This window comes from Desulfosarcina sp. (genome assembly GCF_046496365.1).
In the GTDB taxonomy this organism is placed as follows: Bacteria; Desulfobacterota; Desulfobacteria; order Desulfobacterales; family Desulfosarcinaceae; genus Desulfosarcina.
Map to the genome: position 1 here is coordinate 1 of NZ_JAWOHB010000102.1, position 23,661 is coordinate 23,661.

Annotated in this window: 21 protein-coding genes; 15 read left to right on the forward strand and 6 right to left on the reverse strand. The window is 57.5% G+C overall.

Annotated elements, in window-relative coordinates; genetic code table 11:
• Positions 1–270 precede the first annotated feature (270 nt).
• Both R6V78_RS08125 and R6V78_RS08130 read left to right on the forward strand, forming a co-directional pair.
• Entirely contained in the window at positions 271–477 is a 207-nt protein-coding gene (locus tag R6V78_RS08125) for a heavy-metal-associated domain-containing protein (protein ID WP_410288841.1), read from the forward strand.
• Positions 474–2,915 carry a heavy metal translocating P-type ATPase gene (locus R6V78_RS08130; RefSeq protein ID WP_410288842.1) on the forward strand — a complete coding sequence of 814 codons (2,442 nt, stop codon included), beginning with the start codon at positions 474–476 and terminating at the stop codon, positions 2,913–2,915. The genes R6V78_RS08125 and R6V78_RS08130 overlap by 4 nt, the downstream gene beginning before the upstream one ends.
• A gap of 98 nt (positions 2,916–3,013) precedes the next feature.
• Here the strand turns inward: R6V78_RS08130 and R6V78_RS08135 are convergent, their stop codons facing one another.
• Together R6V78_RS08135 and R6V78_RS08140 are read right to left on the reverse strand one after the other, a co-directional pair.
• Positions 3,014–3,805, reverse strand: a complete 792-nt coding sequence (locus R6V78_RS08135) for a ParA family protein (protein WP_410288843.1) — start codon at positions 3,803–3,805, stop codon at positions 3,014–3,016.
• Positions 3,806–3,879: 74 nt separating this feature from the next.
• Positions 3,880–6,123 (reverse strand): dynamin family protein, encoded by a 2,244-nt coding sequence (locus R6V78_RS08140; protein WP_410288844.1) that lies wholly within the window; start codon positions 6,121–6,123, stop codon positions 3,880–3,882.
• A gap of 285 nt (positions 6,124–6,408) precedes the next feature.
• On the opposite strand from R6V78_RS08140, the gene R6V78_RS08145 reads away from it, so the two are divergent.
• Complete coding sequence (locus tag R6V78_RS08145) at positions 6,409–6,564, forward strand: hypothetical protein (protein ID WP_410288845.1); 156 nt, start codon at positions 6,409–6,411, stop codon at positions 6,562–6,564.
• A gap of 106 nt (positions 6,565–6,670) precedes the next feature.
• Here the strand turns inward: R6V78_RS08145 and R6V78_RS08150 are convergent, their stop codons facing one another.
• The gene (locus R6V78_RS08150) at positions 6,671–7,237 is read right to left on the reverse strand and encodes a YqgE/AlgH family protein (RefSeq protein WP_410288846.1); all 567 of its coding nucleotides are present in this window, start codon (positions 7,235–7,237) and stop codon (positions 6,671–6,673) included.
• A gap of 475 nt (positions 7,238–7,712) precedes the next feature.
• On the opposite strand from R6V78_RS08150, the gene ilvD reads away from it, so the two are divergent.
• The 6 genes from ilvD to R6V78_RS08180 all read left to right on the forward strand — a co-directional run bounded on the left by ilvD (position 7,713) and on the right by R6V78_RS08180 (position 16,246).
• Positions 7,713–9,380 (forward strand): dihydroxy-acid dehydratase, encoded by a 1,668-nt coding sequence (ilvD, locus tag R6V78_RS08155; RefSeq protein ID WP_410288847.1) that lies wholly within the window; start codon positions 7,713–7,715, stop codon positions 9,378–9,380.
• A 96-nt stretch (positions 9,381–9,476) separates the two neighbouring features.
• Complete coding sequence (gene ilvB / locus R6V78_RS08160) at positions 9,477–11,162, forward strand: biosynthetic-type acetolactate synthase large subunit (RefSeq protein WP_410288848.1); 1,686 nt, start codon at positions 9,477–9,479, stop codon at positions 11,160–11,162.
• A gap of 62 nt (positions 11,163–11,224) precedes the next feature.
• Positions 11,225–11,713, forward strand: a complete 489-nt coding sequence (gene ilvN / locus R6V78_RS08165) for an acetolactate synthase small subunit (RefSeq protein ID WP_410288849.1) — start codon at positions 11,225–11,227, stop codon at positions 11,711–11,713.
• 106 nt (positions 11,714–11,819) lie between these two features.
• Positions 11,820–12,872 carry a ketol-acid reductoisomerase gene (gene ilvC, locus R6V78_RS08170; RefSeq protein ID WP_410288850.1) on the forward strand — a complete coding sequence of 351 codons (1,053 nt, stop codon included), beginning with the start codon at positions 11,820–11,822 and terminating at the stop codon, positions 12,870–12,872.
• Between the two features lie 67 nt (positions 12,873–12,939).
• The gene (gene cimA, locus R6V78_RS08175; RefSeq protein ID WP_410288851.1) at positions 12,940–14,601 is read left to right on the forward strand and encodes a citramalate synthase; all 1,662 of its coding nucleotides are present in this window, start codon (positions 12,940–12,942) and stop codon (positions 14,599–14,601) included.
• 106 nt (positions 14,602–14,707) lie between these two features.
• On the forward strand, positions 14,708–16,246 hold the full coding sequence (locus tag R6V78_RS08180; protein ID WP_410288852.1) for a 2-isopropylmalate synthase: 1,539 nt from the start codon (positions 14,708–14,710) through the stop codon (positions 16,244–16,246).
• A 130-nt stretch (positions 16,247–16,376) separates the two neighbouring features.
• Here R6V78_RS08180 and R6V78_RS08185 read toward each other — a convergent pair whose 3' ends face one another.
• The 3 genes from R6V78_RS08185 to R6V78_RS08195 all read right to left on the reverse strand — a co-directional run bounded on the left by R6V78_RS08185 (position 16,377) and on the right by R6V78_RS08195 (position 19,071).
• Positions 16,377–16,964, reverse strand: coding sequence for a chalcone isomerase family protein (locus R6V78_RS08185; RefSeq protein ID WP_410288853.1), 588 nt, complete (start codon positions 16,962–16,964; stop codon positions 16,377–16,379).
• Between the two features lie 196 nt (positions 16,965–17,160).
• Positions 17,161–18,078 carry a dihydroorotate dehydrogenase gene (locus R6V78_RS08190; protein WP_410288854.1) on the reverse strand — a complete coding sequence of 306 codons (918 nt, stop codon included), beginning with the start codon at positions 18,076–18,078 and terminating at the stop codon, positions 17,161–17,163.
• Between the two features lie 87 nt (positions 18,079–18,165).
• Positions 18,166–19,071: an MBL fold metallo-hydrolase gene (locus R6V78_RS08195; protein WP_410288855.1), complete on the reverse strand. Its 906-nt coding sequence runs from the start codon at positions 19,069–19,071 to the stop codon at positions 18,166–18,168.
• A gap of 252 nt (positions 19,072–19,323) precedes the next feature.
• On the opposite strand from R6V78_RS08195, the gene R6V78_RS08200 reads away from it, so the two are divergent.
• From R6V78_RS08200 to R6V78_RS08225, 6 genes are all read left to right on the forward strand, one after another.
• Positions 19,324–19,773, forward strand: coding sequence for an NfeD family protein (locus tag R6V78_RS08200; RefSeq protein WP_410288856.1), 450 nt, complete (start codon positions 19,324–19,326; stop codon positions 19,771–19,773).
• Between the two features lie 70 nt (positions 19,774–19,843).
• The gene (locus tag R6V78_RS08205; protein ID WP_410288857.1) at positions 19,844–20,695 is read left to right on the forward strand and encodes an SPFH domain-containing protein; all 852 of its coding nucleotides are present in this window, start codon (positions 19,844–19,846) and stop codon (positions 20,693–20,695) included.
• Positions 20,692–21,576 carry a flavodoxin family protein gene (locus R6V78_RS08210; protein ID WP_410288858.1) on the forward strand — a complete coding sequence of 295 codons (885 nt, stop codon included), beginning with the start codon at positions 20,692–20,694 and terminating at the stop codon, positions 21,574–21,576. Before R6V78_RS08205 ends, R6V78_RS08210 begins: the two co-directional genes overlap by 4 nt.
• A 60-nt stretch (positions 21,577–21,636) precedes the next feature.
• Positions 21,637–22,020 carry a hypothetical protein gene (locus R6V78_RS08215; protein WP_410288859.1) on the forward strand — a complete coding sequence of 128 codons (384 nt, stop codon included), beginning with the start codon at positions 21,637–21,639 and terminating at the stop codon, positions 22,018–22,020.
• A gap of 148 nt (positions 22,021–22,168) precedes the next feature.
• Complete coding sequence (locus R6V78_RS08220) at positions 22,169–23,146, forward strand: dynamin family protein (protein WP_410288860.1); 978 nt, start codon at positions 22,169–22,171, stop codon at positions 23,144–23,146.
• A 318-nt stretch (positions 23,147–23,464) separates the two neighbouring features.
• Positions 23,465–23,661: response regulator transcription factor (locus R6V78_RS08225; RefSeq protein WP_410288861.1), on the forward strand; the 197-nt coding region annotated here is incomplete at its 3' end.

A 23,661-nucleotide genomic window follows, 5' to 3' on the forward strand; every position in this document is an offset into this window, starting at 1 on the left:
TATAGATACAATCTTTTGTCTGATGACATATCTAATCCCCCCTTGCACACCGGTTTTCATAATTGAAGAACCTCGCCGCAAGCGGCGAGGAATCTTCGACCGTAAGGATACGGTCTATTTTAGATTCACTCGCTAACCCCGCCGCAAGCGACGGGGAATGCGCTCGCTGTTGCGGTTCAAACTGAGCAATTTCTGACTCACGCTTTTCCCATCGCTTGCACAGGGGGGCGAACACGCTGAACACCCTGATTGCATTTCAAGGAGGATCCCATGAGCCAAGAGACGCTAAACGTTCCCAATATTTCCTGTGGCCACTGCGTATCTGCCATCGAATCTGAATTGGCCGATATGGACGGGGTAGCCTCGGTAAAAGCCGACGCCGCAACCAAAACCGTTACCATCCGCTGGGATGCCCCGGCATCCCTGTCACGCATCCGCGACACCCTGGCGGAAATCAATTACCCGGCCCAACCATGACCATCAAAAACCTCATGCTGCCGGTCACGGGCATGACCTGCGCCAACTGTGCCGCGAACATTTCACGGGGGTTGAGTAAATTGCCCGGTGTCAGCGAGGCCAATGTCAACTTCGCCGCAGAGCAGGCGTCGGTGGTCTACGATCCCGATCTGGCGTCACCGCTCGATCTGATTCAACATATTGAAAAACTTGGATTTTCAGTCGCCACTGCCCGTATCGATTTTCCGGTCACGGGTATGACCTGCACCAACTGCGCCACGAACGTGGAGCGGGCGCTAGGCCAGAAGGTCCCGGGGGTGGTTAAGGCCGTTGTGAATGTTGCCACGGAACGGGCGACGGTTGATTATCTTCCATCCATGGTCACCCTTGACGATTTGGCGGCAACGGTTGAAAAGGCCGGCTACGGTGCCCTGATCGAACCGCAGGGCGAACCGCAAGACGCCGAGGCCGAAGCCCGCCGGCGGGAGGTCGCCGACCAAACCCGCAAGTTTGTTGTCGGCGTCATCTTCGCCCTGCCCCTGTTTATGATCAGCATGGCCAGGGATTTTGGCCTCATCGGACCATGGAGCCACCAGCCATGGGTAAACGTTTTGTTTTTATTGCTGGCTACACCGGTGCAGTTTTATACCGGTTGGGACTATTATGTCAGCGGATTGAAGAGCCTGCGCAACAAAAGCGCCAATATGGACGTGCTGGTGGCCATGGGGTCATCCACCGCCTACGGCTATTCCCTGGCTGTGCTGCTGCTGCCCGCCTTGGGTGGTCATGTCTATTTCGAAACATCGGCAGTCATCATCACCCTGATTAAAATGGGCAAGCTGCTCGAAGTCCGCACCAAGGGCAAGACGGGCAGCGCGATCCGCAAGCTCATGGGACTGCGTCCCAAAACCGCCACCGTGCTCCATGATGGAATCGAGCAGGAGACGCCCATCGATCAGGTGCGCGCGGGCGACCTGCTTCTGGTTCGACCGGGTGAACGCATCCCCGTCGACGGTCGGGTCACCGATGGTGCCTCCGCAGTGGATGAATCCATGCTAACCGGGGAGCCCCTGCCTGTGGACAAAAAGATCGGCGACACAGTAGCCACCGGTACCATCAACAGCCAGGGGTTATTGGTATTCACGGCCACCCGGGTGGGCCGGGAAACGGCCCTTGCCCAGATCATCCGCCTGGTGCAGGAGGCCCAGGGCAGCAAAGCCCCTATCCAGGCCCTGGCCGATCGAGTCGCCGCCGTCTTTGTTCCGGTGATCATTGTTGTCGCCGGGTTGGTTTTCGCCATCTGGTGGATTGTCTCCGGTGATTTTGTGACTGCCATGATCCGCATGGTGGCCGTCCTGGTAATCGCCTGCCCCTGCGCGTTAGGTTTGGCCACGCCAACGGCCATCATGGCCGGCACCGGCAAGGGTGCCGAACAGGGAATGCTCTTCAAAAACAGCCGCGCACTGGAGGGTGCCACCCGCTTGTCCACCGTGGTTCTGGACAAAACCGGTACCATCACTGCAGGCAAACCGGTGGTCACCGATCTGGTCCCCGCCACAGGCAGCGGAATAACGGAAAATGAACTGCTGCGCATGGCTGCTTCCGTGGAAAAAGGCTCTGAGCACCCCCTGGGCAGGGCCATCGTCAAGAAAGCACAGGAATCGGGACTGACGCTGACGCCGCCGGAGGCATTCAAGGCCCATGGAGGTGACGGGGTGGAGGCGCAGGTAAACGGCCGCCTGGTTCAAGTGGGCAAACCCGACTGGTTTGACAGGCAGGCAGAATTGATTTCGCCCGCAATGGCCCAACTGATTTCGTCTTTTCAAGCCCAGGGGAAAACCACCATGGTGGCCGTTGAAGCCAACCGGGTGATAGGGCTGATCTGCGTGTCCGACCGCATCAAGGCGGACTCACCCGGGGCCATTGCCCGTTTGAAACAGATGGGCCTGGAGACGGTGATGCTCACCGGAGACAACCGTCAGGCAGCCGAAACCATCGGTCGCCAGGCCGGTGTGGACCATGTGGCGGCCGAGGTGCGACCCGAAGATAAAGCGTTGCGGGTCAAAGCCCTGCAGGCGGCGGGGAAAACCGTGGCCATGGTGGGAGACGGCATCAATGATGCCCCGGCGCTGGCCCAGGCCGACGTGGGCTTCGCCATCGGCACCGGCACCGATGTCGCCATCGAAACGGCCGATGTAATCCTGGCTGCCGGATCGTTGACCGGTGTTCCCAGGGCCATCACCTTGAGCCGCGCCACCATGGCAACCATCCGCCAAAACCTGTTCTGGGCCTTTTTTTACAACGCCGTCCTGATCCCGGTTGCGGCCGGTGTGCTTTATCCGTTTGAGGGTCTACCCATGATGCTGCGGCAGCTGCATCCCATCCTGGCAGCCCTGGCCATGGCCTTTTCCAGCATCACAGTGGTCTCCAACAGTCTGAGACTCTATCGTGCTAAATAGCTGACAGCAATAGGCAATCGGTCCATGCCCGGGTCGACAGAAAATAACCGCCATGACCATTTTCACATGGTTGTCAGCCTTGCGCCACCGGCTGAAAGCTATCCGTCCGCCCTTGCCAGCAACTCATTCGCCAGGTCATTGTAGTCGATGGCCCCATAGCTGCTTCGGCGGTAGAACACAACGGGCTTGCCCACCTCGGCACTTTCGGCGATGGTGGTATTGCTGCGGATAGCGGTTCGGAACACCAGGTCCCGATAGCGTTCATCGGTTTTGAGTTGCTCCATGACAACATTGGCCACCCGGGTACGCAGATCGACCAGCGTCGGGATGATACCGGAGATGACCAGACTGGGGTTGATCTCTTCACGCACCGCCTCGATGGTGTCGAAAAGCTCGGCGAGGGCCCCGAACGCATAGGGGTGGGTCTGGCAGGGCACCAGCACTTCGGACGCACACGAGAAGACATTGATCGTGAGCAGAGAGAGGCTGGGTGGTGTGTCCATGAGAATGAAATCGTAGTTGCCGAAAACCGGTGCCAGGGCATCCTTGAGCCGGTTTTCACGCCCTTGGACATCAACCAGCTCCACTTCGGCACCGGAGAGATCAACATGCGAAGGAATCAGGTGGAGCCCGTCCCACTGCGTGGGAATGACTGTTTCCGAGACTGGTTTACGGCCGTTGTTCATAACCAGGTCGTAAACCGAGGACCGTTCGTCATCGGGCATTACCCCCAGCCCTTTGGTGGCATTGGCTTGTGGATCCATGTCCACAACCAGCACGGATTTATTGGCCAACGTCAATGCCGCCGCTAAATTAATCACCGTAACCGTCTTGCCCACCCCGCCCTTCTCGTTTGCCACCGCAATGGATCGGGTTTTCTTTTTGGCCATTTTGTCTCCCTTCCGTTATATGGGTCGAATCCGGATATCAGACCACCACCGACAATGCACGGTTATGGATTGCGTCAGCCTTTGATTTTCTCAAGATCCGCCTTCATGCGGCCGATTTCCGCCTGGATGGTTCGACAGGACGCTTCCATGCGCACGAGAGCCGCCGACACCTTCTCCTTGTCCAGACGCTGCTCGACCACCAGTTCAACCAGCCTGGTCAGATCGGCACCATGGTGCTGAAACCGTTCCAGAATCCGGTGGTGCAGGGCAGCGGCGGCAGCATCGACCAGCCTCAGCATGTACTGGAACTTGAGGTTCTCCTTGTAGTCTTTCAGGTGAAACAAAATGGACCGTTCGGTCTCACGCTGCATGCGTTTTACTCCCGAAGCGAGCGCGAGGAACTGTTCCTGGTGAGCCTTGTCAGCCGATTTTTTCAGGGCTTTCTTGACCAGGTTGACAATCTTGTAGAACCCGAAGCGCATGACCGCTTCGGTTTTTATCTGGCCGGAATAGCGCATGGTTGCCGCCGCCTGCGGCAGCGACAAACCCGCCGTCCTGCGGATCGTTTCCAGGTCCGCACCAATGCTTACTGCAGTGGACGCCCGCCGTTTGGGTGTCCTGCCATCCTCCATGGCGTTGGCATCGTTTTCCAGGGCGTCGTCGATCATGTCGGCATAGGGTTCGGCAATCTCGTCCAGATAGCCGACGAGCCTTTTTTCCTGCGCCTTGACGAATCGGATAACCTGGGGGTTGACGACTTCAGCCATGTGGGCGTCCACTGCCTGTTTAAACTCCTGGAACACCATGTACAAGGTTTGGGTAAACCCCACGGCAATCAGGCTTTCATCGTAGCGTGGCATCTCCACCTGATAAGCACGCACAAATCGGACGGTGCCGGCAACAACGCCGTCGGCATGCGCGTCGAAAAACCGGTCAATGGCGGCTTTAAGGTCGCGTTTAACCTGGAAAACCGCCCCGTCCAAGGTATTTTTCACCGTCAGCCTGAGACGATCGAGATGGCCCCTCTGGTGATTGGCGCGATCGGCCAGCTCACGCACACCACCGGCATCCCGGGCCAGCAGATCCCGGCTGAAAGTGATCCAGCTGCCAATGCTGGTTGATGCGACCTCTAATCTTTCCAGATGGTTTTTTAACATCAGGGCGCTTCGCTCCCGGTTGATCTTTTGATCCAGGAACCGCTGAAAACGGGTATGCTCCGCCGTTGCAAAATCAACCATGGCCGTCTCCCGGCGCCAATGGACCAGCCGGTCGCGTTCTCTCTCGGGCAGTTCGGATTCCATCCGGACCATGAGCAGAAACAATGCAGAAAAGGTAAACACCTGGGCTTCCGGGCAGATCAGATTCAATTCGGATTCGATCTTGCCAACCCCTTCGCAAAGATCCGCCAATGATTCGTGCTCGCTGAAATCGCAATTCACCACGAAGACCACCGTGTCCAGAATTCCCATTTTACGGATGATGGACAAAAACCGGATGTCCGCCTGGCGGAGCCCGGTGCGGCTGCTGATCACATAAATCGTGAGATGGGCAAGGGTCAGGTAGTCCTGGATCATGGCCAGATGCATCGGATTGGGGGAGTCGCTGCCCTGGCAGTCGGCAATCTCGACCGTCTGGCCAAGGCCCGGGGCGTCGATTTCCAGCAATACATCCTTGAGGTAGACGGCCAGTGAATCATCACCGACGAAATCCCGCTGCAGCGGGAACCGGTCCTTCTCGAAAACAACAGTGGCATGGTCGGCTTCAACAATCGGCTGCGCCCGTTCATAGCCCTTCAGATAGGAGGTCAACAGCACGCTGCCGGCACTGCGGGTATCGTTGATTATCAACTGATCGGCGGGCAGCTCGTTCAACGCCCGTTCAAGCACCTGCCGATCCTTTTCCCGGCGAATGTCAAAGGAAGGTTCACCGTCGGACCGTTTGTGTGCAGGCAGCAGCACCGAGGCCTGATTGATGTCACCATTCACCTCGTCCCAGTTTTTAAGGTAGAGACTGGCCCGCAGTCGACTGCCGGTTCTCACCCGGGTGACGATGGAAGTTACCACACCGGCACCCCGCTTGAGGTAATCGCCGCCCAAAAGGGTATTCACAAAGGTGCTTTTCCCCGATTTGATGGCACCCACCACGGCGACGCGCATCGTCTCCTCGGACATCTGCCTGGATATGTTTCGGCAGGTGGTCCTCCACTGAGAAAACCCCTGATCAACCAGCTCAGGAACCTTTTCGATATCGTTGAGCAGGCGCAGCGTATCATCGCTGATCAGGGCAAGCTGGTTCTTCAACGCTTCGTAGGTATGCATGTGAGTCGATTCTCGGGTTTGGTAATTGTTACGCATGCAAGGGATGTGGGTGCCCAACGGTCGAGGCCGACCTGTGGGTGATCATCCAGGCGCCGGTCACCGGGTTTTTACATTTAAACGGATCGATTGTCAAAGCATTCTCAACCTTCGGCAAAGGGGTGCGTGCATCCTGTCCATGCACACAATGGATTGTAAATCTTATGATTTAATGATATACAGCCAACCGGAAAGTGACGAAATGGGCGGTTCAAAGGCGCCAAATCCAGCATAAGGAACACCAGGGACATGTCAGAAAAACATCCGGAATGCCCATTATACAATCCACTTAACTGCAAGGAGTATTATAATCCCAAGCTCTGTGCGTTCGTCAGAAAGGACAAGGATTGCCTGAAAAAGAAAAAACCCAAGCAAAAACAAAAAAACGACGACACGGAAGCCTAACGGACCGGATTACAGCCCCTGCCACCCGCCCCCCTGAGCATCTTTCTTTTTCACCCATCACCCCACCCCCGACCAGAAGGTGTCAATCGTTTCGACTCCGGTAATTTCAGGCATGGCCGGCCGTGTCGGAGAGCAGCGCCGGGTCGATGCCGATCATCTGCATGGCTGCTTCCCAGCGCCTCTCGGCTTCGATCCGAAAGGCGATCTCCTCCGAATACGGACCGTTGATCCAGGTATTGCTGCGGATCTCGCTTTCCAGCTGTCCGGGTCCCCAGCCGGCACACCCCAAAGCGATAATGAACGCCTCGGGCCCATGGCCCGAAGCAATGGCTTCGAGGATATCGCGCGAATTGCTCAAGGCCAAATCCTCAGTTATCATCATGCTGCCTTCCCAGACTAAAGGCGCACCATGAAGTACAAAGAGTTCATTCATGTGAACCGGCCCACCGATGTGAACGGGAATTTTTATTGCGCCGGCAGAGGCGGGTAGGCGCAGTTCATCGAAAATCATCTTGGCGTTGACTTCGGGGTGGATCCGCGTGACCACGATTCCCATGGCCCCTTTCGGATTATGCTCAGACAGGCAGGTAACGGACTGGTAGAAGTTGGGGTCAGCCAACCCGGGCATGGCCATGAGAAACTGGCCCTTCAAGGATTGCCAAGTTTGGTCCATGATGCAAATCTCCTCTGACGCCCATCCCGAAAGGGGTGATTGTGGGCCGGCTCAGGCTTCTTCAAGCTCAAAAATCCTCGCCATTGCGCCGCTTCGCAGGCAGTTATTGAACTGCTGCGGCTTTGATCGGGACCCAATCCACCTTTCAGCGATGGACAATTATGTGTGCCTATGGCACTCACTTTAACGGTGTGCCGGATCAAAGGCAAGAAAAAGCTTGACTTGCCGGAAACAGGCTGTTACGGGAAGGTCAACATCAAATTGGTAAGATAAACAGATGAATATCCGTTTCGCCCTTATTGATATTATTGGTCTTATTCTTATCCTCGTAGTGGGTGTCCTTATCCACGACGAGGAAACGGGGGCGATAATGGCCTAAACCAGCCAACACCGGAAAATACATAATCCGTTGTCACCCCCCAGGGCGATAACGGATTTTTTTTTGGGAAACCATTTAAAACAGGACATCGAGGCCATGAAAAGTGACTGCGTCAAAAAAGGGATCGAACGGGCGCCCCACCGGGCACTGTTCAAAGCCATCGGCTACACGGATGAGGAGATCAAGCGGCCGCTGATCGGCATCGCCAACGCCGTCAACACGGCCATTCCCGGCCACGTTCACCTGGATACCCTCGCCCAGGCGGTCAAAGCCGGAATTTATATGGCCGGCGGTACACCGGTGGAATTCGGCACCATCGGTGTCTGCGACGGAATCGCCATGAATCATACCGGCATGAAATACTCTCTGGCCAGCCGCGAACTCATCGCCGACTCCATCGAAGTGATGGCCACCGGCCATGCGCTGGACGCCATGGTAATGATCCCCAACTGCGACAAGATCGTTCCGGGTATGCTCATGGCCGCCGCACGACTTGATCTGCCCACAATTTTCATCAGCGGCGGTCCCATGCTGGCCGGCGAACACCCGGAAACACCCGGACAGAAAATCGACCTGATTACTGTTTTTGAATCCGTCGGCGCTGTCAAAGCCGGCAGGATGGAAGCCCGGCAACTGGCCGCCATCGAAGAGGCCGCCTGCCCAACCTGCGGCTCATGCGCCGGCATGTTCACCGCCAATTCCATGAACTGTATGACCGAAGTGATCGGCATGGGCCTGCCGGGCAACGGAACCATCCCGGCCGTCTATTCCGCCAGGGTTCGCCTGGCCAAGCAGGCCGGCATTCAAATCCTGGATCTGTGGAAAAAACAGATCACCGCCAGAATGATCATGACCCCCGAGGCGTTCCACAATGCCCTGACCGTCGACATGGCCCTGGGGTGCTCCACCAACACGGTCCTCCATCTGCCGGCAATCGCCGCCGAGGCCGGCGTGGAACTGAACCTCAAAATGATCAACACAATCAGTGAAAAAACACCCCACATCTGCTCCCTTAGCCCCGGCGGCGCTCACCACATTCAGGATCTGAACCGGGCCGGCGGCATCAGCGCAGTCCTTAAAAGCCTGGCGACGGCAGGATTGATCAATGCGGACTGCTTGACCGTCACCGGCAACACCATCGCCGAAAACACAGCCGCTGCCTTTACCCGTGATCCCGAGGTAATTCGGCCCCTGGACCGACCCTATCACCAACAGGGCGGTCTGGCCGTGCTTTACGGCAACCTCTCCCCGGAAGGATGCGTGGTCAAACAATCGGCGGTACGCGATGGAATGATGCGCCATGAAGGCCCGGCCAGGGTTTTCGAATCCGAAGAAGCGGCAACTGCCGCCATCATGGAGGGAATGATCAACAAGGGAGATGTGATCGTCGTGCGTTATGAAGGCCCCAGGGGTGGGCCGGGCATGCGCGAAATGCTCACCCCCACCTCGGCCATCGCCGGCATGGGGCTCGACGCACACGTGGCGCTGATTACCGACGGCCGCTTTTCGGGTGGATCCCGGGGCGCCGCCATCGGCCACATCTCACCGGAAGCGGCTCAGCGCGGCCCGATTGCCATCGTCCATGAAGGGGATCGCATCGCCATAGATATCCCTGCAAAATCGGTCACCCTGAAGATCGCTGACGACGAGATCAATGCGCGTCTGTCAAAGTGGCGGACGCCTGAACCAAAAATTACCCACGGATACATGGCCCGCTACGCCCGACAGGTATCGTCGGCCAGCCAGGGAGCGGTGGTAAGGTAATCACCGGGAGCCGGGGCACAGGAGGACAAAGTCCGCCCTTTAAACGCAGTCATCCGATCTCCAACCGCTGGCCCACTAAAAAAGGAGTACAAGCAAATGCAACTCACCGGAGCGCAGATTCTGATGGCAATCCTCAAAGAAGAAGGTGTGAATTCCATTTTTGGGTTTCCCGGAGGCGCCACCATCGATATCCACGACCACCTGGATAAGACCGATATCAACCACTACCTGGTCCGCCATGAGCAGGGTGCGGTGCACGCGGCCGACGGTTACGCCCGCGTCACCGGCAAGGTGGGCGTCTGTCTGGTCACCTCCGGACCGGGCGCCACCAACGCCGTAACCGGCATTGCCACCGCCTATATGGACTCGATCCCTGTGGTGATTATCAGCGGGCAGGTGCCCACCCACCTCATCGGCAACGATGCGTTCCAGGAGGTGGACATCGTCGGCATCACCCGTCCCTGCACCAAGCACAACTACCTGGTTCCCTCGGTGGAGGCGCTTCCCCGAATCCTCAAGGAAGCCTTTCACATCGCCCGCTCCGGCCGCCCGGGACCGGTGCTGGTGGATATTCCCAAAAATGTCCAGCAGGCATCGACCCGTTTCAAACCCAACCAGAAAGTCAACCTCAAGTCCTACAACCCCACCTACAAGGCCAATACGAAACAGCTGCGCAAGGTGGTAGACCTGATCAAGGCCGCCGAGCGCCCGCTGATTTTTGCCGGTGGCGGCGTCATTCTTTCCAAGGGGGCTGAAGCGCTGACCAAACTGGCCCGCAGCGCCCGAATCCCGGTGACCATGTCCCTCATGGGATTGGGGGCCTTTCCCGGGTCCGATCCCCTTTCCCTGGGAATGATCGGGATGCATGGCACCTACCGGGCCAACATGAGTACCGCCGAATGCGACCTGCTCATCGGCATTGGGGTGCGCTTCGATGACCGGGTGACCGGCAAGACCGATTGCTTTGCGGCCCAGGCCAAGATCGTGCACATCGACATCGACCCCACTTCCATTCGCAAGAATGTACCGGTAGGCGTCCCGGTGGTGGGAGACTGCAAAAGCAGCCTGGAAGTGATCAACACCTACCTGGCTGAAGAGGATCTGGACGACCTCACCGCCAGGCGGGGCCCCTGGCTGGATCAGATCGACGCGTGGAAGCAGAACTTCAAGCTGGCCTACGTCCAGGAGGAAGAGATCAAACCCCAGTACGTGGTGGAAAAGCTTTACGAACTGACCCGCGGCGAGGCCATCATTACCACGGAGGTGGGGCAAAACCAGATGTGGGCCGCCCAGTACTATCATTTTGACCGTCCGGGGCATTTTATCACCTCCGGCGGTCTGGGGACCATGGGATTCGGCCTACCGGCGGCCATCGGCGCCCAGGTGGCCTTTCCCGATGCCCTGGTGGTGGACGTGGCCGGAGACGGCAGCATCCAGATGAACATCCAGGAGATGGCGACCGCGGTACAATACAAATTGCCGGTCAAGGTGGTCATTTTGAACAACTGTTTCCTGGGCATGGTCCGCCAGTGGCAGGAACTGTTCTACGATAAACGCTATGCCTGTACATGTATGGATCATGCGCCGGATTTCGTCAAACTGGCCGAAGCATTCGGTGCCGTGGGTCTGCGGGCCACCCGACCGGAGGAGGTGGAAAATGTCCTGCGCCAGGGACTGGAAACCCCCGGCCCGGTGATTATGGATTTCAGGGTCGCCCGGGAGGAGTGCGTGTATCCCATGGTACCCGCCGGCGCACCCATAACGGAAATGCTGCTGGTTTAGGATTGACGGATTCTTAAAAAGCGGGTGCACCCTGGGGGGGCGCCCTTGTGGATGGAAATAAAATGACGGAAGAGAAACACATCTTGACCATGCTGGTGGACAATGAACCCGGGGTGCTGTCCCGGATCGTCGGGTTGTTCAGCGGCCGTGGTTTCAACATCGAAAGCCTTTGCGTGGCTGAAACGATCGATCCCAAGGTATCACGGATCAACATCGTCACCCAAGCCAATCAACCGCTGGTTGAACAGATCGAAAAGCAGCTTCGAAAACTCATCAATGTGATCAAGCTCAGGGACCTTACCGGGTCCGGATCGGTTCAACGGGAGATGGCACTGGTCTGTGTGCGGGCCAAACCGGAAAACCGCGACGAGATTCTGCGGATGGTGGACATTTTCAGATGCAAGGTCGTCGATGTGGGGCCCGAGTATTACATCATCGAGGCGACCGGGACCGCAGACAAGATGAAGGCCCTGGTCAACCTGCTCAAACCCATGGGCATCAAAAAGATCGCCCGCACAGGCACCATCGCCCTGTTCAGGGAGCCCCGCTGAAGCATCGACGGTATGCCGTTGGGGCATGGACCATTGAAAAGTTAAACCGATTTATTAGGCATTATACACCAAACAATTGGAATAATAAATTTTTAAGGAGTAAAAAATGGCAACTATTGATTTCGGCGGAACGATTGAAGAAGTGGTCACGTCAGATGAATTCACCCTCCAGCGGGCGCGTGACGTGCTGGAAAAGGAGACCGTGGCGGTACTCGGCTACGGCGTCCAAGGTCCGGGCCAGGCACTGAACATGCGCGACAACGGTGTTGCCGTGATCGTTGGGCAGCGCAAAGGCACTGCCTCCTGGGACAAGGCCGTGACCGACGGCTTCGTTCCCGGCAAGACGCTTTTTGCCATCGAGGAGGCCGCCAAAAAGGCCACGGTGATTCAGTACCTGTTGTCCGATGCCGGCCAGGTGGCCATGTGGCCCAAAATCAAGGCCTGCCTGGACGAAGGCGACGCCCTCTATTTTTCCCACGGTTTCGGGATCGTTTACCGCGATCAGACAGGCATCGACCCCCCGAAAAATGTGGATGTGATCCTGGCGGCACCCAAAGGTTCCGGCACCACGGTGCGAAGCAACTTTCTGGACGGCAGCGGCATCAACTCAAGCTTTGCGATTCACCAGGATTATACCGGACGGGCCAGGGAGCGCACCATCGCCCTGGGCATTGCCATCGGATCGGGCTACCTTTTCCCCACCACCTTTGAAAAGGAGGTCCACAGCGACCTCACCGGCGAGCGCGGTGTGCTGATGGGCTGCCTGGCCGGTGTCATGGAAGCCCAGTACGCGGTACTGCGCAAGAACGGCCACAGCCCCAGCGAAGCCTTTAACGAAACGGTGGAAGAGTTGACCCAGAGCCTGATCCGCCTGGTCGCCCAGAACGGCATGGACTGGATGTACGCCAACTGCAGCACCACCGCCCAGCGCGGCGCCCTGGACTGGGCCCCCCGCTTCAGGGACGCCGTGGCCCCGGTATTCGAACAGCTCTATGAAAGCGTGATCACCGGCGAAGAGACCCGCCGGACCCTGGAATGCAACAGCGCCCCGGACTACCGGCAGCGTCTGGATGCAGAACTCAAAGTCATCCACAATTCGGAAATGTGGCGGGCCGGTGCTGCGGTGCGCGCCCTGCGGCCGGAAAACCGGTGCAAATAATCATCCCAGGGGGCCTGGCCGAAACCACGCGCCAGCCCCCGTGGTTACTGCAGCGTCAGGAGAAACCATGCAACCGATCCTAATCTATGACACCACCCTCAGAGACGGCACACAGGGAGAAAACATAACCTTCACAGCCGATGAAAAACTGAAAATCGCCATGCGGCTGGATGACATGGGTGTCCATTACATTGAGGGCGGCTGGCCCGGCTCCAATCCCCGTGACATCCGCTTTTTTGATCTGGCCAAACGGGAACGCTTCACGACCGCCCGGATCACTGCCTTCGGATCCACCCGCAAACCCGGCATCGACGCTGCTGACGATTCCAACCTCAAGGCGATCCTTAAAAGCGACACGCCGGCAGCGGCCATATTCGGCAAAAGCTGGCCCCTTCACGTGCAATCCATCATGGAGACCACCCTCGAAGAGAACCTGGCCATGATCGCCGACAGCGTCGTCTTCTTAAAAGCCAACCGACGAGAAGTGATCTATGATGCCGAACATTTTTTCGATGGTTTCAAGGATGCCCCGGCCTATGCATTGGAAACCCTGGCGGCGGCCTATACCGCCGGCGCTGATTTTCTGGTCCTTTGCGATACCAACGGCGGCACCCTGCCCCAGGAAGTTGAATCGATCGTCCAGCAAGTCAACGCAGACCTGCAGCAGCGCTTCGGAAACACGGGGAATCCGAAACTGGGCATCCATACCCACAACGACTGCGGCATGGCCGCGGCCAATGCCATCTGTGCCGTCAACTGCGGTGCGGTTATGGTTCACGGAACCATCAACGGCTACGGCGAACGCTGTGGCAACGCCGACCTGACGACCATCATCCCCATTCTCAGCACCAAAATGAACCACCCCTGCATTCCCAGAGAAAAGTTGGCCGGTCTGAAGAGTCTCTCCCGGTACGTAAGCGAAACAGCCAACATCGTGCCGCTGAACACCCGTCCATTCGTGGGGCGCAGCGCCTTCGCCCACAAGGGCGGCATCCACGTCAGCGCAATCATGAAAGAATCTCGGGCTTACGAACACATGAATCCGGAAACCGTGGGCAACCAGCGCCGCGTCCTCATGTCCGACCTGGCCGGCAAAAGCAATGTCGAGTACAAGGCCAGGGAGATGGGCGTAGACCTGGGCGCCAATGGCAGGAACAGCAAGGCCATCGTTGCCGCCATCAAGCAGATGGAAGACGAAGGCTACCAATTCGATGTGGCCGACGGCTCATTTCAAATCATGCTGGAAAAATTCACCGAGCAGTTCAAGCCGCTGTTCGACCTGGAGTCGTTCCGGGTGACCATCGAAAAGGACAAAGATCTGCCCTGTTCGGCCCATGCCACCATCAAGATATCGGTCGGCAGCAGCCATGAGATCACCGCCGCCGAAGGGCTTGGCCCGGTGAGCGCCCTGGACAATGCCCTCCGGAAGGCGTTGGGCAACTTCTACCCGGATCTGGACACCATGAAACTGGTCGACTTCAAGGTTCGCGTGGTGGATGGCCGGGATGGAACCAAAGCCAAAGTGCGGGTATTCATCGAGTCGCGGGATCAGGACCAGATCTGGAGCACCATCGGCGTCTCCGAGGATATCATCGAGGCCAGCTGGCAGGCACTGGCGGACAGCTTTCAGTTCAAGCTGGCCAAGGAAGCCAGACAGGCAGGCGGGCCATCCGAACCCGCGGGCGCCCGGGATTTACAACTGGGCTGGTCCATGTCGTACAATACCTGACCCGCTCAAGGACCATTCAATGAGCAGTAATCGCGGCTTGAAACCGCTCCTGCAAAAAAAGACAGGCTCATTTTTAAAAGGGCCTCAAATCTGAAGGAGAACAGCAATGACCGAACGCGTTAAAATTTTCGACACCACCTTGCGGGACGGCGAACAGAGTCCCGGCGCCAGCATGAACACCAATGAGAAGATGCGTCTGGCCGTCCAGTTGGAAAAACTGGGCGTAGACACCATCGAGGCCGGCTTTCCCGCCGCCTCCGAAGGAGACTTTCAAGCAGTTTCGGAGATATCCAGGCGGCTGAAGACCACCGAGGTGGCCGGCCTGGCGCGCGCCAACAAGAACGACATCGATCAGGCCTGGGGCGCCATCCAGCACGCCGTGAAACCCCGCATCCACACCTTCATCGCCACTTCGGACATTCACCTGGACTACAAGCTGAAAATGTCCCGGGACGAGGTGCTTGACGCAGCGGTCGACGCGGTAAAGTATGCCCGAACGTTCACCGACAATGTGGAGTTTTCCGCCGAAGACGGTTCGCGCAGCGACCGGGACTACCTTTGCAAAATATTCGGCGCAGCCATCGAAGCCGGCGCCACCACGGTCAATCTGCCCGACACGGTGGGCTACGCCATCCCGCAGGAGTTCGAGGAAATGGTCAGGTATGTCGCCGCCAACACACCCAACATGCACAAGGCCACCTTGAGCGTCCACTGCCACAACGACCTGGGCCTTGCCACCGCCAACACCATCACCGCCATCAATGCCGGGGCCCGGCAGGCCGAAGTGACCATCAACGGCATCGGCGAACGGGCGGGTAACACCTCTCTGGAAGAGGTGATCATGGCCCTGCACACCCGCCGGAACCTCATGCCTTTCGACACCGGCATCCAGACCGAGCATATCTATTCCACCAGCCGACTGGTGAGCATGATCACCGGCATCATGGTCCAGCCCAACAAGGCCGTCGTGGGTGCCAATGCATTTGCCCACGAAGCGGGCATTCACCAGGACGGCATACTCAAGAATCCCATGACCTATGAGATCATGAAGCCGGAAACCATCGGCCTGAGCCGCAACCAGCTGGTGCTGGGCAAGCATTCGGGTCGCCACGCCCTTTACACCCATCTGAAAAACCTGGGATACGACCTGTCCGAAGAGGAGCTCAAGACAGTCTTCAAGCAGTTCAAAACCCTGGCCGACAAGAAAAAGCACGTCATGGACGAGGACCTGGAAGCCCTGGTCACTGAAGGCGTGCTCAGGTCGGCCGAAGTCTTCTCCTTGGAGTACCTGCACGTCACCTGTGGAACCACGGTCCTGCCCATGGCCAGCGTGAGGCTATCCATCAACGGCCGCAGCGTCCAGGGGGCCAACTATGGCAACGGCCCCATCGATTCGGCCTACAACACCATCGCCCAGCTGACCAATGCCAAGGCCGAACTGCTGCGCTTCACCGTCAGTGCCCTCACCGGCGGCACCGACGCACAGGGCGAGGTCACCGTGCGCCTGCGCGAAAACGGACTCATGGCTCTGGGCCGGGGCTCCGATCCGGACATCATCACGGCCAGCGCCAAGGCCTATATCAACGGGTTGAACCGGCTGGAGTATCTGAAGGCCCATCCGGTAATGGCGTCACAGGGGCTGTAGGCCGGAGGGCGCAAAAGGGCTTAACCCGTTCACCTTCCTGAACTGTCTGGGGTCGGACCGGCCAGGCTGGTGAACGGGAGTGGTTTTTCGGGCCATCCGGGTAGCGCCCCAAGCCCTGGCCCAGGACCACCTATTTCCCCAGTCCAAGCAACCCCTCCCGAATCGTCCGGTCGGCCTTCTCGCCCACATTGTAGCGATAGACCATCTGGGCGAAGGCGCTGCCCGGGATGGTGCCTTTGACCTGTCCCTGGTAGGTCAGCGTAATGCCTTTGCCGGGGACATAAACGGACTCGGAAGTCAGTCCCGGGGCCATATCCTTGTCCAGCCACGAGGCGTATTTCTGGATATCGGCCTGGTTGGCATCCACCAGCTCCTTGGTGTTGCCCTGCTCCATGAGTTCGATAAATCCCTCGCTGATCTTCTCGGCCGTGGCCTTGCTGGTCAGGTAGTGGGTGAGCAGGTATTTGACCTGCTCGGATTCGATGACTTCCGTGGAATCCTTGGTGGGGTTCTCAAGATAGAGGCCCACCGCGTAAACCTTCACGAAGCCGAGCTTCTTGAGATAGGAAACCCCGTTCAGCTTGAGGGTTTTGCCCTCGATGGTCTTTTCGGTGGGGAATTTCACTCCCAGGATCTCCACATCCTCGGCATACCCCAAACCGGCAGCGACGAATACGAACACCACGGCCATGGCACAGGCAAACACGCTTCTGCTCATTCTTGTCTCCTTTAGTTGTCGGCGCCGACCTGACGGCCCGCCATCAGATGGCACGGTTTTACCCACCGGATCAGGGTTGTGTTGACGTTGCCAACATCGCGGGTCAATTTATCCCAAATCAGAAAAAATGCAATCGATTTCACCGGGCAATCGGCCGATCGTGCCGCATCTTCATCACTCAGCCATGGGATCTGTGTCAGGTCGCCAGTGTACCGATCAGTTGTTTGACATCCTCGATGCCCTGCTCCTGCAGCCACTTTTGCATACCGTCGATAATCTCCATGGCGGCGCCCGGGTTGACGAAATTGGCCGTTCCCACCTGAACGGCCGTGGCGCCCACCAGCATGAATTCCAAAGCGTCCGTGGCGGTCATGATGCCGCCCACACCCACGATGGGAATTTTCACCACCTGGGCCGCCTGCCAGACCATGCGCAGGGCCACGGGCTTGATGGCCGGTCCGGAAAGACCGCCGGTGATGTTGGCCAGTTTAGAGCGGCGGGTAGCCAGATCAACGGCCATGCCGGTAATGGTGTTGATCAGCGAGAGCGCGTCCGCCCCGGCATCTTCGGCCACCCTGGCCATCAGGGCGATATCGGTAACGTTGGGCGAGAGCTTGACCATCAGGTGTTTGGTGGTCTTTTCCCGGACCGCCTGGACCACCTCCCGAGCCAGCTGCGGATCCGAACCAAAAGCCACGCCGCCCTCTTTGACATTGGGGCAGGAGATGTTCACCTCCAGCCCTTTGACCGCATCGAGCGGCTCGATGCGTTCGGCCAGCCGGGCATACTCCTCAACAGTCTTGCCATAAATATTTACAATGGTGGGCGGGCAAAGGGTTCTTAAAAAAGGCAGTTTGTCCACGATGAAAGCATCGATGCCCACGTTTTCCAGTCCGATGGCGTTGAGCATGCCGCAGTCGGTTTCGACAATCCGCGGGGGTGGGTTCCCCTTGGCCGGCTCCAGGGAAAGGCCTTTGACGATGATGCCTCCCAACCGGTTCAGGTCAAGGTAGGAGGCATACTCCCGGGCGTAGCCGAAGGTGCCCGAAGCGGTCATCACCGGGTTTAGCAGTTTCAGACCACCGATGTCGACGGTCAGGTCAGGTGCGGTCATATAATGATCCCTGCTTTTGGAAAATGCGATGCACGTCTGCCATCCAGCCACCAAGGTCGAATTTTCAATGTGGATATTTTCCGAAGCTTAATTTGAAACCCGCCATTTTCGCAGTATGGTGTTGACACGTGCCTCCAGGTTGAGCACATAGGCCGGTTCGGGCTGGCGGAGCCCGGGCTTGCCATCCCATTCATAGGTTTTGACCCGCTGCATGACGGCATGGATATTGCTTTTTTCCTCAACCAGAAACTGTTCCACCATGCCCCGAAACCGGCGGCTTTGTGCAAGGGATTCAGCCATATGGTGCCTGGCATCACTGCCGGTGCAGGAGTAGATGTGGCCCAGACAGAGGATCTCTACGTCCAGGGTGTTCAGCCGCTGCATGGATTGATAGTGGACATCGTAGTCAACCAGGCAATCGGTCACGATATAACCGGTTTCATCCGGTGTACCCAGGGCCTCGGAAGAGACGAGCAGCCTGCTGCGGGGAATATGGTAGGCAAGAAAATCCCAGGTGTGGCCGGGTGCCGCCAGTGCGTGGACGGTTATTCCCGGTGAGATCTCGAAACAATCCCCCTGGCCCGCTGTAGCCTCCACGCTGAACGGTTCGAAGCGCGCGCTGCTCGGCTCGAAACCAAACTCAGGGGCCATTCCGGCGGCAAACCGGTTGAGTTCGGTGATCAGGGCAATGGCATTGGGCCGGCCAAACACAGCGGCGGCTTTTGGAGAACAGACCACTTTCATCCGCGGAAACTGGTTTTTAAGATAGGCTGCGGCTCCGCAGTGATCAAAATGGGAGTGCGTGAGAAAACACCACGCCGGTTGGCGATGTCCCAAGACGTCCCGAATCTGTCGGGCATAAACCGGTCCGAGAAAGGCCAACCCGGCATCGAACAGGGCCGGATGGTCGCCGTCCACCAGAAAGACCGGCACGGCACGGTGACCCAGCATGTGCACGCCAGGGGCGATTTCTCCGATCGTGTCAACGACCACGGTACCTCCACTGCCATCGCCTGGTATAGGTTGGACATTGGCTCGTGTTTCAACCGGCGGCAATGCCTCGACACAAGTAAAATCGGGTGATAATATAGACGAGTCCGGGCTATTGATCAACCCGGAGTTTTTGCCCGCAGTTTCGATCCCGGGTCGCCGGGATTGACTGCCCGGTCGAGACGTCGCTTTCACTGCTTCAGGATTTGTGCTAAAGCGAACCATTTTAAACCCATCAACACCTCAGGAACCAACATGGATATCAGCATTCAATATTGGCACTGGCTGGTGGTTGGCATGGTCCTCATCATGGCCGAAATCTTCATTCCAAGTTTCACCATCTTCTGGTTCGGTTTAGGGGGCCTGTTGGTGGCCGGCCTGATGCTCCTTGCCGACATCAGCTTCACCTGGCAGCTGTTCACCTGGGCCATTGCGTCGTGCGCATTCACGTTTCTGTGGTTCAAACTCATCCGGCCAAGAATGATCGATCGGACCCGGGCAGGCCTCGCCCGCGAGGCGGCCATCGGTGAGACCGGACAGGTGATCCGGGAATCTAACCACAACCAGCGGGGTACCGTACGGTTTTCCGTCCCGCTGCTGGGATCGGAGGAGTGGCCCTTCCTTTGCGACTCAGCAGTCTCCGTCGGCGACCGGGTGACCGTAGCCGAAATTTCCGGCAATACCCTGGTGGTCAGAAAAACATAGTCTGGTGGCCCTTCGGGCCGCATGCTCACACAGATAACCCCATTCATTATTGTTTTGATCGGAGGAAGGCATGGAAGGATTCATCGTTGTGGTTGTTTTTTTGGTTCTGGTGATCGTAACCCTTTTTTTGGGCGTCCGCATCGTTCCCCAGGGCAGCAAGCACGTGGTCCAGCGGCTGGGTAAATACCATAAGACACTGGGCCCGGGCCTGAATGTAATCATTCCCTACATTGACTCGGTAGCCCACAAGGTCACCACCAAGGACATCGTGATGGACATTCCTTCCCAGGAGGTGATCACCCGGGACAATGCCGTGATCATCACCAACGCCGTGGCCTACATCAATATCATCTCTCCGGAAAAGTCCGTCTACGGCGTGGAGAACTACCAGTTCGCCATTCAAAACCTGGTGCAGACTTCCCTGCGTTCCATCGTGGGTGAGATGGACCTGGACGCCGCGCTCTCCTCGCGCGACCATATCAAGGCCAAACTCAAGGCGGCCATCTCCGACGACATCTCGGACTGGGGGGTTACCATGAAGACCGTCGAGATTCAGGACATCAACCCCTCGCAGACCATGCAGGCCGCCATGGAAGAGCAAGCCGCCGCCGAGCGCCAGCGTCGGGCTGCGGTGACCCGGGCCGAGGGGGAGAAGGCCGCGGCGATTCTGGAGGCCGAAGGCCGCCTGGAGGCCTCCAAACGCGATGCCCAGGCCAAGGTCGTCCTGGCCGAGGCCAGCCAGCGGGCCATCCAGAAAGTCACCGAGGCCATCGGGGACAACGAAATACCCATTATGTACCTGATCGGTGAAAAATATGTGGAGGCCCTGAAAAGCCTCGCCACGTCGACCAACGCCAAGGTGGTGCTGATGCCGGCGGAGATCCCGACGGCTATCAGGGGTATTCTGGGTGGAACCAAATGAAGAAGATTCTGGGCATCGTCAGCTCTGCGCGCCGATTGGGCAATTGTGAAATCATGGTCAAGGAGGTATTCCGCGGCCTTGACGAACCCTGCGAATTGCACCTGCTGCGGCTGACCGATTTTCGGATCGACCCGTGCCAGGGGTGCTATCACTGCCTGTTCAAGGACGGGCACTGTGTCATCGAAGATGACCATGCCACCGTGCTGGAAGCCATCGCCTCGGCTGACGCGGTCATCCTTGCCGCGCCGGCTTATTTCCTGGGTGCTCACAGCGCGTTGAAACGATTTCTGGACCGCGGGCTTTGCCTTTACGGTTCAGTGGATCGGTTGTGGGGCAAGCCAGCCGTTGGGGTCGCGGTGGCGGGCATCCCCGGTATGGAGGGCAGCACCCTGCTGGGCATCCAGAACTTCCTCAAATTGATTCTGGCCGACATTCGACAAACCCAGGTGGTTTATGGCGCCCTGCCTGGGGAGATCTTTCTGGATGACGGCAACCGCAGCATCGCCCGAAGCCTGGCCCAGCGTCTGTTCGATCCCACGGTTTCCCGCGTCGATCCCTGCTGTTCCTTGTGCGGTGGTGACACCTTCCGATTCCTGGGCCGCGACAGGGTCCGCTGCATGCTCTGCAGCAACTCCGGCAGCATTTACATGCATAGTGATGGCACGACCGGCGTCCGGATGGAAGCGGCCGACCACCAGCTGTTTCTGACCCGTCAGGATGTCATCAATCACAGGAACTGGCTCATCGGCATGAAGCAACGATTCATAGACCTGCGCAAGGACCTGAAACCGATAACCATCGACTATCTCAAGGATGGACACTGGATCAAACCTTGCAGCATGGGGCACAGCACCGATTGCAACAAGGATGACCAGGCATGACGCTTTTACGAAAGACCGCATCCAGTTTTGCGGAATTGTCGATGATGAATGGAGGATCGAATGTCCACCCCCACCCACACGATTGAAAACCTGATGAAAGTGTCCCTCAACCTCGCGGCCGGCAACGCACCGACCGGTGAAACCGCAGACACACCCTTTACGTTCATTTACGGTGTCGGTCCCGCGGGTATAACGCCCTTTGAAAAGGCGCTTTTCGGCAGAGGCGTCGGTGAAAGCGTTACATTTGATATCGCTCCCGGGGACTATTGTACAACCGTCGGCCATCTCGAACTGCCCCTGCGCGAACAAACCGGCATAGCGGCCCCCGATTCCCTGCGCGTCACCATCACCGCTGTGGTCCGGGCAAAGGACCGTGAAGTGGTCAGGGCAATGGCCGCCGGCGGAAGTTGCAGCGACTGCGGCTGTGGCTGCGGTGGCCACTGATTTTCCTTTATGCACAGTCCGCCTCGGATTGATGGGCCGCTGTCGTTATAAGCTTGATTTGTTTACAGGTAACCCTTATATCTACTATCGTTTCTCGCGCAAATCGCTGATTTCACCACTCGCGCCAGTCTGCCGTCCGGAGACGTCCATGTATCGTGACAACTATATCACCGCCCTGCGCACCGAACTGCTGGAGATGGTCTCCGGGCATTTGACACCGGTCTCCATGCGCTACGGATACAGCGAGGTGCCCCTTGAGACCAATATCAAATGGCGGCCCCAGGTGCTGGTACTGGGCAACTATTCTTCGGGTAAATCCACCCTGATCAATGAGTTTTTGGGAACGACGGTTCAGGGTACCGGGCAGGCGCCGACGGATGATTCCTTTACCGTGATCACCTACGACGAAAGTGAACCCGATGGCGCACCGATCCGGGTCACCGATCAGCGCGACGGCAAATTTCTGCTCAATGACCCTGAATACCCCTTCGAGACCATGAAGAAGCACGGCCAGCGGTTCGCGTCCCATTTCAAACTCAAAAAAGTCAATTCACCTTTTTTGAAAAACCTGGCCATCATAGACACGCCAGGCATGCTGGACAGCATTACCGAACGAGACCGGGGTTACAACTATCAGGATGTCATCGGCGATCTGGCCCAGATCGCCGATCTGGTGCTGGTATTGTTCGACCCCCACAAAGCCGGAACGGTGCGGGAAGCGCATACCAGCCTGCGGGACACCCTGCCGGCCAAGACCTTCGAAGACCGGGTGTTGTACGTGCTCAACCGCATTGACGAATGCGCCTCCATGACCGATCTGCTGCGTGTTTATGGCACCTTGTGCTGGAACCTGTCCCAGATTACCGGACGCAAGGACATCCCCATGATCCATCTGACCTACTCCACCGCAGCCGCTGAGAAAACCAACCGGTCGGAGGACCTCCAGGCCGCCTATCTGCACCATCTTGAAAACCAGCGTGAGGAGCTCAAAAAAGCGGTGCTTCAGGCACCCTGCCATCGGCTGGACAATCTGGCTTCCTTTGTGGAAACCCACGGTGAACGGCTTGGCCATTTCCTGGAAGGCATGATCAGCTACGGCAAGAAAGGGTTTCACGGCCAAAAATAAAAATGACCCCATAATCAGGGTTGCGTCCGCCCATGTACCCTCCCACGGGATAGACCAGGAAGTATATCCCGGTAAGGACAGCCAGCAATGCCCCGAGGAATAGCACAGCATCGATGAGCCAGTTGTATCGTAACTTAGGTGAAAGATTAGATTTTTTCATATATCCCTTTAAATTCATGTAATAATTGCTCAATTCTAACCATCACTGTTGAATTTTTCCTGTTAAGCTTGTGTAGAAGTTGTGAATATTCAATTATTCAGACTAATCAGCCTATAATGTAATTGTAAACCGTCAAATTAGTGACAAGTTGTGAATCTATGGCAAAGATACTGGTTGTTGAGGACGAAAAAGAATTGAATAAAGTGCTTCAGGCATACCTGGTGCGTAATGGATACCAGGCGCTTGGCGCATACAATGGAGATGAAGGACTGTCCCTTTGGCAAAAAGAAGACCCGGACCTGGTGTTGCTGGACTTGAACCTGCCTGGCATGGATGGGCTTGAAGTTGCCCGTGC

Excerpts from the sequence above, each read along its gene's own strand:
- R6V78_RS08180 (WP_410288852.1), top strand. The coding sequence starts at position 14,708 with ATGACCGAACGCGTTAAAATTTTCGACACCACCTTGCGGGACGGCGAA.
- R6V78_RS08145 (WP_410288845.1), top strand. The coding sequence starts at position 6,409 with ATGTCAGAAAAACATCCGGAATGCCCATTATACAATCCACTTAACTGC.
- ilvD (WP_410288847.1), top strand. The coding sequence starts at position 7,713 with ATGAAAAGTGACTGCGTCAAAAAAGGGATCGAACGGGCGCCCCACCGG.
- R6V78_RS08210 (WP_410288858.1), top strand. The coding sequence starts at position 20,692 with ATGAAGAAGATTCTGGGCATCGTCAGCTCTGCGCGCCGATTGGGCAAT.
- R6V78_RS08135 (WP_410288843.1), bottom strand. The coding sequence starts at position 3,805 with ATGGCCAAAAAGAAAACCCGATCCATTGCGGTGGCAAACGAGAAGGGC.
- R6V78_RS08190 (WP_410288854.1), bottom strand. The coding sequence starts at position 18,078 with ATGACCGCACCTGACCTGACCGTCGACATCGGTGGTCTGAAACTGCTA.
- R6V78_RS08220 (WP_410288860.1), top strand. The coding sequence starts at position 22,169 with ATGTATCGTGACAACTATATCACCGCCCTGCGCACCGAACTGCTGGAG.
- R6V78_RS08200 (WP_410288856.1), top strand. The coding sequence starts at position 19,324 with ATGGATATCAGCATTCAATATTGGCACTGGCTGGTGGTTGGCATGGTC.
- ilvN (WP_410288849.1), top strand. The coding sequence starts at position 11,225 with ATGACGGAAGAGAAACACATCTTGACCATGCTGGTGGACAATGAACCC.
- R6V78_RS08130 (WP_410288842.1), top strand. The coding sequence starts at position 474 with ATGACCATCAAAAACCTCATGCTGCCGGTCACGGGCATGACCTGCGCC.
- R6V78_RS08140 (WP_410288844.1), bottom strand. The coding sequence starts at position 6,123 with ATGCATACCTACGAAGCGTTGAAGAACCAGCTTGCCCTGATCAGCGAT.
- cimA (WP_410288851.1), top strand. The coding sequence starts at position 12,940 with ATGCAACCGATCCTAATCTATGACACCACCCTCAGAGACGGCACACAG.
- R6V78_RS08185 (WP_410288853.1), bottom strand. The coding sequence starts at position 16,964 with ATGAGCAGAAGCGTGTTTGCCTGTGCCATGGCCGTGGTGTTCGTATTC.
- ilvB (WP_410288848.1), top strand. The coding sequence starts at position 9,477 with ATGCAACTCACCGGAGCGCAGATTCTGATGGCAATCCTCAAAGAAGAA.
- ilvC (WP_410288850.1), top strand. The coding sequence starts at position 11,820 with ATGGCAACTATTGATTTCGGCGGAACGATTGAAGAAGTGGTCACGTCA.
- R6V78_RS08215 (WP_410288859.1), top strand. The coding sequence starts at position 21,637 with ATGTCCACCCCCACCCACACGATTGAAAACCTGATGAAAGTGTCCCTC.
- R6V78_RS08125 (WP_410288841.1), top strand. The coding sequence starts at position 271 with ATGAGCCAAGAGACGCTAAACGTTCCCAATATTTCCTGTGGCCACTGC.
- R6V78_RS08150 (WP_410288846.1), bottom strand. The coding sequence starts at position 7,237 with ATGGACCAAACTTGGCAATCCTTGAAGGGCCAGTTTCTCATGGCCATG.
- R6V78_RS08205 (WP_410288857.1), top strand. The coding sequence starts at position 19,844 with ATGGAAGGATTCATCGTTGTGGTTGTTTTTTTGGTTCTGGTGATCGTA.